Genomic DNA, 13,848 nt, shown 5'->3' with positions numbered 1-13,848 from the left:
GGTCCTCATGGCTTGCCCGAGCGGCCGCCGAAGGCGTCCGCATCGAACTCTATTGCGCGGTGACGGCGGTGGCCGCGAAGCGGCGCGCCGGATGAAGCATCAACTCGGCGCTCTCGACGATGCGCATTTCCTCGGTCTTTCTGAGCGCCGTGCGCTCCAGCACGGCGTAGATCGCGGATGCGGCGTGGCCGAGCGCGTCAGGCATCGCCGATCCGCGCACGCGCGCGGCCGCGAGCAGCGCGGCGAACAGATCGCCAGTGCCGGACGGGCTGATCGGCAGTCGCGGCGTGCGCACCCGCCAGGCGCCGGCGCGCTCGATCGCCAGCGTCTCGATCTCGCCGCCGGGCGTGTCGGCGAGCTCGGCGCTGGTGATGACGATGGTCGACGGGCCGCGTGCGATGAGATTGCGGGCCTGCGTAATCACCGCCTCGGTCGTGCCGACCTTCGTGCCGCACAGAAATTCGAACTCGAAATGGTTGGGGGTGATGATGTCGGCGAGCGGGCAGAGCTCGTCGCGCACCAGCGGCGGGATATCGGTGCGCACGAACATGCCGCGGTCGCGATCGCCGAGCACGGGATCGCAGCAATAGCGTAACGCAGGGTTCTTCTCCTTGGCGCGCGCGACGAAGTCGGCGACCTCCAGCGCAATGTCGGCCGAGCCGAGATAGCCGGACAGAATCATCTGTGCGCCGTCGATGGCGCCGCGCTCCTCGATCCCGCGCAGGAGATCGGCGACCAGTTGCACGTCGAGCACCCGGCCGCGGATCGTCGGGTATCCCGGCCGGTTGCTGAGCAGCGTGGTCGGCACCGCGATCACGTCGATGCCGTGGAGCTGGATCGGAAAGGCGGCCGCACTGTTGCCGACATGGCCCCACGCGACCTGGGACTGGATGGAGATCACGGTCATACGGTCATCACATGATTGTGCGATGCAGAATCGTGCTATTGCGGTGCAGCAAAGTGTGACTAGCTCCGTATTTCGATCCTACGAGGAGAATTGCCGTGAAGAACAAGAAACTGTCCCTGTCCGCTGCCCTGGCCGCCATGCTCGCAATGACGGCGGCCACCGCCGCCACCGCGGCAGAACTGCCGACCTATGAAAAGGCGGGCCTGCCGATCTCGGCCGTCCAGCTTCAGGTGCTGGGCGCCGCAGATGTCCAGGAACAGCCGTCCGTCGCAAATTCGCTCACGCCGCATCAGCTTGGTGTCCTGGCGCCGCGACACCAAATCAGGGCCGCGGCAGGCCGGAGCGAAACCGTCGGTCGCGCGGTCCGTTGAGCGGCGCTGCAATCGCTGCTCACGCGTCGCGCACGGCGCCCGCCGCGTGCTCACCCCGCTCGCGACCGGGGATGCGCGTCGCGACCCAGCTTGCAAGAAGCCTGCGACATCGTCGCAGGCTTTTTGTCGTGCAGGCCGGCTCACTTGAACAGGGCCACGTAGATGACGTAGAGCCAGCCCAGGATGCCGTGGATGATCGCCCACAGGATTGAGTGATTGTTGGTGTAGGAGATTGCGATCGCTAGCGCCGAGCCGAACCCTACGCCGTATTTGGCGCCCTCGACGCGAACGCCGTAATACCGGTTGCCGTTCATGCTGGCATTCCTGTGCTTGGCATGGCGACAGCGTAACCCGTGATATCTCGGGACGCGAGTCCGCATTCTCGCGGCAACCACGTGCCCGAGCTTTGTCGCAATTTCGCCCGCCTCGATGAGAAGAGGGCGCAGGGAAAGCCGGGTGCCGATCGCACCCATGGGCCCTGTGCAATGAGAAAGCACAGGGGTAGGACCACAGGTGAAACCGGAAACACTCCGGCTTTCCCTGCGCGATGGTTTACGGCTTATACGTGCTCTCCCCGGCGAGACTGGGCTTTGTTGTCACCGTCTTCAGCAGAGGCATAACCTCTTGCTGATGAGACACCTGCCACTAGGGCGTCAGGCCTGCACGACTTCACCGTCCGCCTCATGCGTGCTCGTCAGTCGCGCAATCGGCGTCCACCGCATCTCGACCCGACACCCGTGACGATCGCGAAGCGCCCCTCAAGCGGGTGAGATGGGCCATTCATACACCGAGTTACGATTCTGAAAAACAGAAATATTTCTGCCGCGAGGGCTTGACGAGATTCTGGCGAGTTGCCCGTCGGGTTGATTTGTCGCAGGTGATGCGCCTGAATTTGACTTGCGCGGCGCATCGGCCGCGCTTCACAGCGAGCGCGAACCGTGACCCGCAAATAAGAATAGGCTAGCCTTGCGGACGCCGACCATCCGCCAGCCGATCGAGTTTGCGCCATGCACATCCTGCGTCCCCAATTCCGCATCGAGGAGCAGCGCGCGCTCGCATTCGCCGCCGAACGCGGCTTCGGCGTCATCGTTGCCGCCGAAGCGCGCGGGCCGCGCGGTTCGCATGTACCCTTCGTGATCGAACAGCGTGACGGCCGCGCGATCGTGCAGATCCATCTCACCGCGAAGAACCCGCTGGTCGAGCTCGCCGATGGCAGGCGGAGATTCCTCCTGATCGTCGCGGGCGACGATGCCTATGTCTCCAACGACTGGTACGCCTCGCGCGACAATGTCTCGACCTGGCTCTATGAAGCGGTGCATCTCTCCGGCGTCGCGCATCTGCGCGGGGCCGGCGAGAACCGCGGCCACGGCGATGCGCTGCTCGCAGTCTCCGAGGGGCGGCTGCCGAAGCAGCCCTGGGACCTCGCGCAGATGGAGCCGGGCAAGCGCGAGACTATGCTGTCGGCGATCAGGGTGATCGAGCTCGTCGTCGATGAGATCGAGGGCCAGTCGAAGCTCAATCAACACAAGAGCGATGGGGACCACGTCGCGGTCGCCAAACAGTTGGCGCGCTCGCAGGAGAGCGGAAGCCGGCGGCTCGCCGGCAAGATGCGAGCGTTGCGGCCGGAGCTTCGTTATGAAGAACCGGCGGAGCATAGAGGGCAGGTGAGCGGAGCCCCGCCCACCACATGTCGCAAATAGATCGGCGAATAACGTTCCGGCTTATGTCGTGTCGCCTGAAGCAACCTGTTGTTAGGAATTTCTCCGCGCCGATTTATGCGATTCCGATTCGTTCTTTGCGAACGAAGTGGAGTCGGATCGCGAACAAACAGCGATGTGTCGGGCAGCGCTGCTGGCTCGTTTGAATGAGCGGAACGACGACATTTTTCAAGCGATCCATGACGCCGTCATGGATCGCGTTGACGCCCGATGACATGCGCGCCGCGGCAAACGTCTTGTTAAGAGTTGCTCCGCGCTGATTTGCGCGATTCCGATTCGTTCCTTGCGAACAAAATGGAGTCGGATCGGGAACAAAACTGCGGCGCCCACGCGCAGCGGAACCGCCGCCAAATCGCCGGAACGTCGCAAGGTCCGTGCGGTTTCGTGATCCCCACGATCGGAACTGATCGCGTCGCCGCCCGTTTATGCGGCGCATCCATTTCGAGAGGAGAGAGCCATGCGAAAAGTCATCCTTCCCATTGTCGCAGCTGTGGCGCTTGGCGCAGCGACGCCTGCGATGGCCTATGATTCCGGCGACCAGATGTCGATGGAGGCCGCGCTCGACGTCGCAACCGGTGTCGGCATCATGACGGTGTCCAACACCGAGTTCCTCGGCGACGAGTGGCAGGTCCAAGGCCGCGACCGTCTCGGCCACTGGATGGAGGTCTATGTCGATTCGCGAACCGGCGAGATACGCAACGTGGAGCGTGGCTGGTAACCGGCGTCGGCACGTTCACAGCGCCGAATGACTTGATCCGGCCTTGACGGAGTAGCGGCGCTGTATTTTGCCGTGTTGGGGGAGCGCATCCGTGAGGCGCGCCCGTGGCGGCGTTAATCCATTCATGGCGAAGACAACCGCAAAACGGACATCGCGGCCGACGGTTCTGGCGATTGACATCGGCGGATCGCATGTCAAGGTGATGACCGACAGGGAGCGCATCAAGCGCGAGTTCAATTCGGGTCCCGATCTGTCAGCCAAGGCGATGGTGCGCCAGGTCAAGGCGCTGACGAAGGATTGGTCCTACGACGTCATCGCGATCGGATATCCCGGGCCTGTCGTCCACGACCGGCCGCTGGCGGAGCCACACAATCTCGGCCAGGGATGGGCCGGCTTCAACTTCCGCAAGGCCTTCGGCCGCCCGACCAAGGTCGTCAACGATGCGCTGATGCAGGCGATCGGCAGCTACCGCGGCGGCCGCATGCTGTTCCTCGGTCTCGGCACCGGCCTCGGCTCCGCGCTGATCGTCGACGGCGTTCTGGAGCCGATGGAGATCGGTCACCTGCCGTATCGCAAGGGGAAGACATTCGAGGACTATGTCGGCGCGGCGGGCCTGAAACGGCGCGGCAAGAAGAAGTGGCGAAAGTCGGTCGACGATGTGCTGGAGCGACTGTTTGCCGCGCTCGAGCCTGACTATGTCGTGCTCGGCGGCGGCAACGCCGACAAGATCGACAACCTGCCGCGAAAGGTGCGGCTCGGCGACAATGCCAACGCGTTCGAAGGCGGCTTTCGGCTGTGGGGCAAGGACGCAACTAAATCTGAAATCAGGCGCGTCAAGCTAAGATTAACCGCGCATTAGGGCTGGCAAACCCATATGAGACGACCGCATTCACGGAACGACTCATGCTGGAAGATGGGACCTATGCCGCGTGGTTCAAGACGCCTCTGAGCGAGGGCACGGGCGTCGCCCATGTCGCGAACGGCAAGATATGGGGGCGTGACAGCATCACGACCTATAGCGGCTCCTGTGAAGTAAATGGCGACCGGTTTGTTGCTGTCGTCACCACCGAGCGACATACCGACGGACACGAGACCGTCTTTGGCGTCGACCGTCTTACGCTTCGGCTCGAGGGAACATGCGCCGGCAACGTCGGCAAATTCACCGCGACCGCCGATGAAGTGCCCGGCATGATCCTCGAGGGAACGCTCATTCGAAGCGAGCCAGCGCAGGCCGCGCCCGCGCCGAGCGGGCCGCTGCCGCCGTTCAACCTCGACAACCTGCCGAAACTGCCGAAGCGCTCGCGCTGACGTCTCTCTCCGCCGTTCCTGAGCACAGCCGTGGTGTACGCAGACGCCACGCCCCCACCGAAAGCACCTAGTAGTGACTGACGGCGTCGTCCGGCTTTGCCCGAACGGGCCAGAGGTGGAGTATGCTTCCACAGAGTCTTGGAGTCGCTGCCAGCTCGACGTTCCCTCAAGGACAAGGAGACAGGCCGTGGTGAAACCGTTTCCGTCGAAGACCCATATCGGCAATCACGTGCTGCATCCGGAAACCCAGATGCTGAACTACGGCTACGATCCGCAACTGTCGGAGGGCGCGGTCAAGCCGCCGGTGTTCCTGACCTCGACCTTCGTGTTCAGGACCGCCGAGGACGGCAAGGACTTCTTCGACTTCGTCGCCGGCCGCCGCGAGCCGCCGGAAGGGATGGGAGCGGGGCTGGTCTATTCGCGCTTCAATCATCCGAACAGCGAGATCGTCGAGGACCGGCTCGCGATCTATGAGCGCACCGAGAGCTGTGCGCTGTTCTCGTCGGGCATGTCGGCGATTTCGACCACGGTGCTCGCCTTCGCGCGGCCGGGCGACGTGATCCTGCATTCGCAGCCGCTCTATGGCGGCACGGAGACGCTGTTCGCCAAAACGCTCGCGGGACTCTCGATTGCCGCGGTGGGCTTTGCCGACGGCATCGACGAGAGCGTCGTGCGCGCGGCGGCGGCGGAGGCGATGCAAAAGGGACGCGTCGCGATGATCTTCATCGAGACGCCGGCCAATCCGACCAACGGTCTGGTCGATATCGCGCTCACCAGGCGCGTGGCTGATATGATCGGCAAGACGCAGGGGCATACGCCTGTGGTCGCCTGCGACAACACGCTGCTCGGGCCGGTGTTCCAGCGGCCGATCGAGCACGGCGCCGATCTGTCGCTGTACTCGCTCACCAAGTATGTCGGCGGCCATTCCGACCTGATCGCGGGCGCGGCGCTCGGCTCGAAGAAGCTGATGAAGGACGTCAAGGCGCTGCGCGGCGCGATCGGCACGCAGCTCGATCCGCATACCTGCTGGATGATCAGCCGCTCGCTGGAAACGCTGGGCCTGCGCATGGAAAAGGCCGACCACAACGCGCACATCGTCGCCGACTATCTGCGCGATCACCCCAGGGTGGAGAAGGTGCATTATCTCGGCCACCACGATGCGGCGTCGCCTGCGGGGCGCGTGTTCGCCAGCCAATGCAGCGGCGCGGGCTCGACCTTCTCCTTCGATATCGTCGGCGGCCAGGCCGCCGCGGAAAAATTCCTCAACTCGCTGCAGATCTTCAAGCTTGCGGTGAGCCTAGGGGGCACCGAGTCGCTTGCAAGCCTGCCCGCCACGATGACGCATTCCGGCGTGCCTGCCGACATCCGCAAGCGGATCGGCGTGCTGGACTCGACGATCCGCCTGTCGATCGGGATCGAGTATCCGTCGGATCTCGTGGCCGATATCGCGCAGGCGCTGAGTGGGGTGTGAACGACAGGGGAATTCAGATCGGATCGGGCGGCGGTCCATCCTTTACCTCGTCCCGCCTGCGGCAGGGCAATCGCATATGATCCTCCGAGGAGGTTGTCCGCGGATTCCCCTCCGCCTCTCCCGCTTGCGGGGGAGGCCGACGCGCGCACAGCGCGCGGCGGGTGGGGGGTCTTTCCACGAGTCGACTCGCGGAGATACCCCCACCCCCAACCCTCCCCCGCAAGCGGGAGAGGGAGCCGACTGCCGATGCCGTTGCAGTTCGAATCTCATATGCGATTGCCCTGTCGCGAAGAATGGCAGATTACGTCTTTGCTCATTGAGTTACGGCGGCCGCGGTCGCCGACGGGGCACAAATAATAACCTGCTCCGGAAAGGCTTCGTCGCAGGACATCCATTCTCGGATTCATGTGACGCGGAGCGATTCCAGACCAAAGTGATCGGCGATTTCAGAACAAATCCATCGAGACAGGGAACGGCTCGAAGCGAGCGCGCGCCCGGAGAACATTGACGGAGAGGCGCTGCGCCATTATTGGCGGCGCGGAAAATTCCGACGCAACGATACGGGATGGCCTCGATGCAAGTGACTTTGATGAAGGGCAAGATTCATCGCGCGCATGTCACCGAAGCGGACTTGCATTACGAAGGATCGATTTCGATCGACCGCAATTTGATCGAGGCCGCCGGCTTCCTCATCAACGAACGCGTCGACATCTACAACATCGACACCGGTGCGCGCTTCTCGACCTACGTGATCGAGGCGCCCGCGGGATCCGGCACCATCGGCCTCAACGGCGCGGCCGCGCGGCTCGCAATGACAGGTGACAAGGTCATCATCGTCGCCTACGCCAGCTTCGACGCCGACGAGGCGCGCAAATTTCAGCCGCGGATCGTGATGGTCGATGAGAAGAACCGGCATGTCGCGAAGTCTGCTGCGTCATCCGCGAAAGCTTTGGCGGACGCGTAAGCCGAGTAGGGCGGTTGTACGACTGCGTCCGCAGTAGCTTAGCGCGCATGCTGGGCATCCGAATGGAAAACGGATTGTTAGGATTTCTCTCGCGCCGATTTGCGTGATTCCGATTCGTTCTTTGCGAACAAAATGGAGTCGGATGGAGAACGGAGCCGTGACGGGTAGCCCGCATGAGCGGAGCGATATGCGGGGGCTGGATTGGCGTTAGCCCCGGATATCGCTGCGCCCATCCGGGCTACGTGTCCGGCCAAAATGGTTAGGGCATGATCCCGGCGGCTTTGGCGATCAGCTCGAAGGATCGCAGCCGTTTTGCGTGATCGTAGACGTCGGACACGATCATCAGCTCGTCGGCGCCGGTCTCCGCAACGAGCGCATCGATGCCGGCACGAACCGTGTCGGGCGAGCCAATGATGGAGCGTTCGAGCATCCGCATCGCCTGGACTTTCTCCGACGGCGACCAGTAGGTCTCGATGTCGTCGATCGGCGGCTGGCTGAGGCCGCGCGCGCCGCGGAAGATGTTCGTGAACGACATCTGCTGCGTCGTTGCCAGGCGGCGCGCTTCGGCGTCCGTCTCGGCGGCGATGATGTTGACGCCGACCATGGTGGTGGGGCGGTCGAGCTGCTCGGACGGTTTGAAGCGGGTGCGGTAGATATGCAGCGCCTGGAGCAGGAGTTCAGGCGCGAAATGCGAGGCGAAGGCGTAGGGAAGCCCGAGCTCGGCAGCCAGCATCGCGCCAAAATTGCTCGATCCGAGAATCCACAGCGGCACGTTCGTCCCTGCGGCCGGCACGGCCTGGATGCGCTGGTTTGGGCCGGCTTCAGCCAGGAAGGCCTGCACCTCGAGCACGTCCTGCGGAAAATTCTCGGCGGCTTCAGGCGTGCGGCGCAGGGCGCGCAGCGTGAGCTGATCCGTGCCCGGCGCGCGGCCGATGCCAAGGTCGATACGATCAGGAAACAGTCGCGCCAGCGTGCCGAACTGCTCGGCAATGACGTAAGGCGCGTGGTTGGGCAGCATGATGCCGCCGGCGCCGACGCGGATGGTCTTCGTTCCCGCCGCGATATGACCGATCACGACCGACGTCGCGGCGCTCGCGATGCCGGCCATGTTGTGATGCTCCGCCACCCAGATGCGGCGATAGCCCCAAGCCTCGGCATGGACAGCGACATCGCGCGCATTGTAGAGCGCGCCCCGCGCATCGGTATCCTGGGTGACGCGGACGAGATCAAGAACAGACAGTGCCGCCACGGGAGCTCCTGAACGAAAGAAGGTGCGTGAAGGAGGCGGCCAGCGGTACTCGGCTGCGTCCAGGTTGGTGCGAAACGGCGGGCTTCAGCCGGATCGCTTGCCTCATATGGATATTGTCGCCATGCGGGTCAATCTGCCGAACCGCACAAGCGAGTAGGCCGCGTTAGCGAAGCGTGCCCGCCAACTGAAGCGAAGAATGGCGGATGAGCCTTTCAGCCGGTCTTCGGCATTACGTTTGCTCGAGAAGGGCGTCACACATAGATTGCAATTATAGATGGTTTTGGTGATGGAGAGCTCGATGTTTGATTGATTAGTCTTAAGTAAGGCGCCTCATCCCCCGCTCCGCGTGTTACAACCGCTCCAGTGCCAAGCGGACGCTGCGGAGGCATTGTTGAACGGAACTCACGCAGCAGCGTCTTTGATAAAAGCATCTCGTGCAGAGCCATCCCGCAACGCAGCAGCCGATTAAGCTGGAAACGAACAGAAATCGGGCTAAAATCTTCGTGGTTCAACACTAGGCGTCGCCCGAGAGACGGCCGCATGAAGGTCGTCCGCCAAAAAAGGGTAGGAGGCGCGGTTCTTGGCCAATGTCTCGCTGCGCAATCTCGCTAAACGCTTCGGCGCAACGCCGCTGTTCGACGGGTTCAGCCTCGACGTGACCGACGGCGAATTGCTCTGTCTGCTCGGGCCATCGGGCAGCGGCAAGACCACTCTGTTGCGCATGATCGCGGGGCTGGAAGAGTTGGACGACGGGGACATTTTCATAGGCAGCCGCGAAGTCTCCCGTCTGTCGCCGCGCGATCGGCATATCGGCATGATGTTCCAGGGCTACGCCCTCTACCCGCACCTGTCGGTGCGCGAAAATCTCGCTTATCCGCTGCGCGTGCGCCATGTCGGCAAGGACGAAGTTGCCGCGCGCGTAGGCGAGGTCACTCGCCTGTTGCGCGTCGAGCATCTGCTCGACCGCCGCATTCAGCAGATCAGCGGCGGCGAGCAGCAACGTGTGGCGATCGGTCGCGCCATCGTTCAGAAGCCAAGCCTCTATCTGCTCGACGAGCCGATCAGCAATCTCGACGCCAGCTTGCGGGAGTCGGTGCGAACCGAACTGCGTCGGTTGCAGCGTGAGCTCGGCGCAACCATGATCATGGTCACCCACGATCAGCTTGACGCGCTGGCGATCGCAGACCGCATCGCCGTTTTGCACAAGGGCGTGTTGCAGCAATTGGGCAGGCCTGAAGAGCTCTATCTCAATCCGGCCAATTCCTTCGTGGCGGGCTTCATCGGCCAATTGCGCATGAATTTGCTGCCCTGCCGACACAGGAACGGCGCGCTCGAGGGCGACGGCTTTTCATTGCCCGCGCGCCCCGATGCAATCGAAGCGCTGAGCGCCCAAAGCGGCGAAATAACTGTGGGCTTCAGGCCGGAAGCAGTGACGGTTCATCGTCGTGCCGTCGCAGACGCGTGTTTGGCGAAGGTAGAGACCACCCAGTTTCAAGGCGAAAGGGCCATCTCGGTGCTGCGCCTCGGCGGCACCCCAATTCACGTCTCGCTCGACTCTCGCGTCCGGCTCGAGGTCGGGCGGTCGGTGTGGCTCGCCGTTCCACCCGACCAATTGCATGTGTTTGGCCCCGACGGCGAGCGGATTTCTGGTCCAGCGGCAGCTGCAAAACCGGAAGCGGCGGTCGCGGGCTGATCGGCCACATCGTCCGCCGATTTCAAGAACCTGAACTCAGAGGGAGGAAACGGACATGATCGGCAATTCCAGCCAAGTCTCGTTCCGGCGCGGATGGCTTAGTCGCCGCGGAATTCTGGGCGGCGGTGCAGCGCTGCTCGGCGGCGCAATGCTGCCGCGCGTCGCGATGGCCGCCACGACGGTCAATGTCGAGATTGACGCCGGGCAAAACCAGAATCCGTTCCGGTGGCAGGCCGACGCCATCAAGAGACAGTTCGGCCTCGATCTGAAGTTGATTGGCCTTCCTTTCGTCGGTCAATACGAAAAGCTGGTCTCCGAACTGACCGCGCGATCCGCGGCCTACGACCTCCTGGTCTTTCCACCGTATTTTCTCGGCGATTTCGTCGCGCTCGGCTTCCTGCGCGACCTCGATCAATATACGAAAATCATCGATCCGCAGCTTGACGACTATCTACCGGTCTATCGCGATCCCGTGATCAAGCGGAACGGTAAGCTCTACGCCCTGATGTACGACGGCGACATGCTGCAGGTGACCTACCGCACCGATCTGTTCGACAATGCCGAGGAAAAGAAGAACTTCAAGGCCAAATACGGCTGGGACCTCGCGCCGGCGAAGAACTGGGATCAGTTCATGCAGATCGCCGAATTCTTCACCCGGCCGCCGAAACTGTACGGAACCGCGTTCTACGCGCAGCGTGGCTTCTGCTACGCCTGGTTCATCAACATATTCGCCGGCCTCGGCGGTCATTGGTTCACCGATGACATGAAGCCCGGCATCAACAGCGACGTTGGCGTCAAGGCTTTGGAGATGCTGGTCAAGCAGAAGCAATATGCACCGCCCAACATTCTTCAGATCGACTACCCGGGGCTCAACGAAGCCTTCCTCAACGGCTCGACCGCCATGGTGGTGCAATGGGACGATCTTGCGCTGAAGGTCGGCGATCCGAAGATGAGCAAGGTTGTAGGGAAGGGAGGCTACGCTGCCTGCCCATCGCGCACCTACATGCCGTACAGCCGCGTAATGGCGGTTTCGGCCTTCTCCAAGAATCCCGAGAACGCCTACAAGGTCGCGGCTCATATGCAGCTTCCCGACGTGGGTGTGACCTATATCTACGATTCGGAATGCGGCGAGGATCCCTATCGCAAATCCTCTCTGAAGCCCGAAGCAGCGATGAAGAATCACGAGGGCAAGCCGGCACTCGACGCTGCTTCCGCCAAATCTTATGTCGAGGCGATGGGCGAGGGGCTAAAAGACGGCTATCCCGAACTCAGCATCCCCGGCGCGCCGCGCTATCTCGACATCCTCGACCTCTATGTCAGTCAAGCGCTGGCCGGCTCGCTTGCTCCCAAGGCCGCGCTCGACGCGGCGGCAAACGAGTGGAAGAGCATCACCCAGGCCGAGGATCCTGACGCGCAGAAGGCCGCTTATGCGGCCTGGGTGAAGTCGTTTAAGGAAGTGGGCTTGAACTATTAGCAGGATGGCTTCGGACCGACGCGATCGTCAATTGCCAGGGCGGCGAAGCAATCCGTGAGGCGATCGACTTACCGGATGCTTCGCTCCACTCGCAATGACGGTGGGCGCTTCAACCGAACGCCATCTGCAGACCGATCGATGCATCACGAGGCCGGCAAGCTCATACTTTTGTGCCGCACGCCCGTCGCTACAGTGCCATGAACAGACCAGCTTCCATCGCCCTCTTGTCGAAGCCTCGCCACAACGCCGACAGCGCACAACGTCTCGGCTGGTTGATGTTGGCGCCGACCCTGGCGATGCTGGCGGCAAACAGCATTTTTCCGCTGTGCTATGCGCTCTCCGTGTCGCTGAGGAATTACCAGATGCTGATTCCGGGCACGCATCGCTGGATCGGGCTCAGTAATTATCTTCGCATCTTTGGCGATCCGCTGTTTTTGAGCAGTCTGCACGTCACACTCTGGTTCCTGGCAGGCGTGATCTTTCTGCAATTCCCCGTCGGCATGGCGCTCGCGCTTCTGGTCAATCGCTTGCGGCGCTTTCAAAATATGATCGCGACGTTGCTGCTCATCCCGACGATCATCTCGAGCTCCGTCGCCGCGTTCCAATGGACGCAACTGTTCAACTATCAGTTCGGACCAGTCAATTACGTGCTTGGCCTGCTGCATCTCGGCCAGCCGACCTGGACGGCCGATCCTTCGCTTGCCTTGCCGGCCCTAATCTTCGTTGATTTCTGGCAATGGACGCCGTTTATGACGCTGCTGCTGTTCGCGGGACTCCGTTCTCTGCCGGACGCTTTGGTCGAAGCGGCGCGCATGGACGGATCGACCGGCTGGCAAATCGTCTGGCGCATCTATCTGCCGCTGCTGCGCCCGGTGATCGGCATCGCGTTGATCTTGCGTATTCTGATGACCTTCAAACTCTTCGACATCATCTACGTGCTGACCGCCGGCGGGCCAGGCACGGTAACCGAGAACCTCGCCTTCTTCACCTACATTCAGGGCTTTCGCTATTTCAATCTCGGTTACGCCTCGGCTCTGGCTATCCTGCAGCTGATCATCGTCAGCATCCTGGCCAAGGCTCTCATCGCGCTCACGCGGCGCTCGAGCCCTGGAGGTCGGGAGGCTGCGGCATGAAGCGCCAGGGCCTCAAGCTGTCGGACTTTCTCTGCGGCCTTGCGCTTGCGGTCGCACTTTTCATCTTTCTCGCGCCGGTCGCCTGGATGCTGATCACCGCAATCAAGCCACCGGGCGAATGGCTTAATTCGCCACCGATCTTTATCCCGTCCGAGCTGCACTGGGCGAATTTCACCGACGCCTTGTTCAAATGGGGCGGGTTGAAAGGCCTGAGCGATAGCCTGATCGTCGCATCGCTGTCCACCGTCCTGTCGCTCTTATTGGGCGTGCCGGCCGCCTACGCGATCGGTCGCTACCGAACGGGCGGCGATAATCTCTCCTTCATGGTGCTCAGCATTCTCTTCATGCCGCCCGTGGCGGTGGCGATTCCGATGTACCTTTTCTGGTCGGCCCTTGGCCTGCTTGACAGTTATACTGCGCTGATCCTGCAATATACTGTCTTCAACATCCCCTTCATCTCATGGGTGCTCAGGAGCTTTTTCGAGGAGATCCCGCGCGACATGGAGGAGTCGGCTCTGGTCAACGGCGCGACGCGCTGGCGTGCCTTCTGGGAAATTTGCGTGCCGCTGGCGCGCCCGGCGATCCTCGCGGTCGCGATGCTCGCCTTCATCTTTTCCTGGAATGAATTCTTCTTCGCGGTCATCCTGACCCGCGCGGACGTGACGACCTTGCCGTTCATTCTGCCGGTGCTGATGGAGGGGCACGACGTTCTGTGGGGCGACATCGCCGCGATTGCAATGCTCGGTGCGTTGCCGGTCGTAGCCCTCGCTTTCGCGTTGCAGAAATACCTTGTGCGTGGCCTGTCCTTTGGCACACTCCGATAAGCATGCCAATAGAAGCGA

Annotated in this window: 14 protein-coding genes; 11 read left to right on the top strand and 3 right to left on the bottom strand. The window is 62.3% G+C overall.

Features of this window, described 5'->3' with window-relative positions:
- Window positions 1-49: 49 nt before the first annotated feature.
- The gene (gene pdxY / locus MTX23_RS19655) at window positions 50-907 is read right to left on the bottom strand and encodes a pyridoxal kinase PdxY (RefSeq protein ID WP_280971859.1); all 858 of its coding nucleotides are present in this window, start codon (window positions 905-907) and stop codon (window positions 50-52) included.
- Window positions 908-1,002: 95 nt separating this feature from the next.
- Here pdxY and MTX23_RS19650 point away from each other — a divergent pair, with 95 nt between their 5' ends.
- Window positions 1,003-1,278, top strand: a complete 276-nt coding sequence (locus MTX23_RS19650) for a hypothetical protein (protein WP_280971858.1) — start codon at window positions 1,003-1,005, stop codon at window positions 1,276-1,278.
- 140 nt (window positions 1,279-1,418) lie between these two features.
- Here the strand turns inward: MTX23_RS19650 and MTX23_RS19645 are convergent, their stop codons facing one another.
- On the bottom strand, window positions 1,419-1,592 hold the full coding sequence (locus MTX23_RS19645) for a hypothetical protein (protein WP_280971857.1): 174 nt from the start codon (window positions 1,590-1,592) through the stop codon (window positions 1,419-1,421).
- A gap of 693 nt (window positions 1,593-2,285) precedes the next feature.
- Between MTX23_RS19645 and MTX23_RS19640 the strand changes: the two genes are divergently transcribed.
- The 6 genes from MTX23_RS19640 to panD all read left to right on the top strand — a co-directional run bounded on the left by MTX23_RS19640 (window position 2,286) and on the right by panD (window position 7,457).
- Window positions 2,286-2,978, top strand: a complete 693-nt coding sequence (locus MTX23_RS19640; protein ID WP_280971856.1) for an FMN-binding negative transcriptional regulator — start codon at window positions 2,286-2,288, stop codon at window positions 2,976-2,978.
- Window positions 2,979-3,453: 475 nt separating this feature from the next.
- The gene (locus tag MTX23_RS19635; RefSeq protein WP_280971855.1) at window positions 3,454-3,714 is read left to right on the top strand and encodes a PepSY domain-containing protein; all 261 of its coding nucleotides are present in this window, start codon (window positions 3,454-3,456) and stop codon (window positions 3,712-3,714) included.
- 124 nt (window positions 3,715-3,838) lie between these two features.
- Entirely contained in the window at window positions 3,839-4,573 is a 735-nt protein-coding gene (locus tag MTX23_RS19630) for an ROK family protein (RefSeq protein ID WP_280971854.1), read from the top strand.
- A 44-nt stretch (window positions 4,574-4,617) separates the two neighbouring features.
- Window positions 4,618-5,022 carry a hypothetical protein gene (locus MTX23_RS19625; RefSeq protein WP_280971853.1) on the top strand — a complete coding sequence of 135 codons (405 nt, stop codon included), beginning with the start codon at window positions 4,618-4,620 and terminating at the stop codon, window positions 5,020-5,022.
- Between the two features lie 187 nt (window positions 5,023-5,209).
- Window positions 5,210-6,493, top strand: coding sequence for a cystathionine gamma-synthase family protein (locus MTX23_RS19620; protein ID WP_280971852.1), 1,284 nt, complete (start codon window positions 5,210-5,212; stop codon window positions 6,491-6,493).
- A gap of 574 nt (window positions 6,494-7,067) precedes the next feature.
- Window positions 7,068-7,457 carry an aspartate 1-decarboxylase gene (gene panD, locus MTX23_RS19615; protein WP_280971851.1) on the top strand — a complete coding sequence of 130 codons (390 nt, stop codon included), beginning with the start codon at window positions 7,068-7,070 and terminating at the stop codon, window positions 7,455-7,457.
- A 259-nt stretch (window positions 7,458-7,716) separates the two neighbouring features.
- Here the strand turns inward: panD and MTX23_RS19610 are convergent, their stop codons facing one another.
- On the bottom strand, window positions 7,717-8,706 hold the full coding sequence (locus MTX23_RS19610) for an LLM class flavin-dependent oxidoreductase (RefSeq protein WP_280971850.1): 990 nt from the start codon (window positions 8,704-8,706) through the stop codon (window positions 7,717-7,719).
- Between the two features lie 580 nt (window positions 8,707-9,286).
- On the opposite strand from MTX23_RS19610, the gene MTX23_RS19605 reads away from it, so the two are divergent.
- From MTX23_RS19605 to MTX23_RS19590, 4 genes are all read left to right on the top strand, one after another.
- Window positions 9,287-10,399, top strand: coding sequence for an ABC transporter ATP-binding protein (locus MTX23_RS19605; RefSeq protein ID WP_280971849.1), 1,113 nt, complete (start codon window positions 9,287-9,289; stop codon window positions 10,397-10,399).
- Between the two features lie 55 nt (window positions 10,400-10,454).
- On the top strand, window positions 10,455-11,873 hold the full coding sequence (locus tag MTX23_RS19600) for an extracellular solute-binding protein (RefSeq protein WP_280971848.1): 1,419 nt from the start codon (window positions 10,455-10,457) through the stop codon (window positions 11,871-11,873).
- A 170-nt stretch (window positions 11,874-12,043) separates the two neighbouring features.
- Complete coding sequence (locus tag MTX23_RS19595) at window positions 12,044-13,006, top strand: sugar ABC transporter permease (RefSeq protein WP_280971847.1); 963 nt, start codon at window positions 12,044-12,046, stop codon at window positions 13,004-13,006.
- A complete protein-coding gene (locus MTX23_RS19590; protein WP_280971846.1) occupies window positions 13,003-13,830 on the top strand; it encodes a carbohydrate ABC transporter permease in 828 nt (275 codons plus the stop codon). Before MTX23_RS19595 ends, MTX23_RS19590 begins: the two co-directional genes overlap by 4 nt.
- Window positions 13,831-13,848: the final 18 nt, after the last annotated feature.

This window comes from Bradyrhizobium sp. ISRA436, assembly GCF_029910015.1.
GTDB lineage: Bacteria > Pseudomonadota > Alphaproteobacteria > Rhizobiales > Xanthobacteraceae > Bradyrhizobium.
The sequence above is the reverse complement of the archived record's forward strand: the minus strand, read 5'-3'. Positions and strand labels throughout refer to the sequence as shown.

What these genes read in the sequence shown, in the direction of transcription:
- pdxY (WP_280971859.1), bottom strand. Translation starts at nt 907, where the DNA reads ATGACCGTGATCTCCATCCAGTCCCAGGTCGCGTGGGGCCATGTCGGC.
- MTX23_RS19645 (WP_280971857.1), bottom strand. Translation starts at nt 1,592, where the DNA reads ATGAACGGCAACCGGTATTACGGCGTTCGCGTCGAGGGCGCCAAATAC.
- MTX23_RS19640 (WP_280971856.1), top strand. Translation starts at nt 2,286, where the DNA reads ATGCACATCCTGCGTCCCCAATTCCGCATCGAGGAGCAGCGCGCGCTC.
- MTX23_RS19635 (WP_280971855.1), top strand. Translation starts at nt 3,454, where the DNA reads ATGCGAAAAGTCATCCTTCCCATTGTCGCAGCTGTGGCGCTTGGCGCA.
- MTX23_RS19630 (WP_280971854.1), top strand. Translation starts at nt 3,839, where the DNA reads ATGGCGAAGACAACCGCAAAACGGACATCGCGGCCGACGGTTCTGGCG.
- MTX23_RS19625 (WP_280971853.1), top strand. Translation starts at nt 4,618, where the DNA reads ATGCTGGAAGATGGGACCTATGCCGCGTGGTTCAAGACGCCTCTGAGC.
- panD (WP_280971851.1), top strand. Translation starts at nt 7,068, where the DNA reads ATGCAAGTGACTTTGATGAAGGGCAAGATTCATCGCGCGCATGTCACC.
- MTX23_RS19600 (WP_280971848.1), top strand. Translation starts at nt 10,455, where the DNA reads ATGATCGGCAATTCCAGCCAAGTCTCGTTCCGGCGCGGATGGCTTAGT.
- MTX23_RS19590 (WP_280971846.1), top strand. Translation starts at nt 13,003, where the DNA reads ATGAAGCGCCAGGGCCTCAAGCTGTCGGACTTTCTCTGCGGCCTTGCG.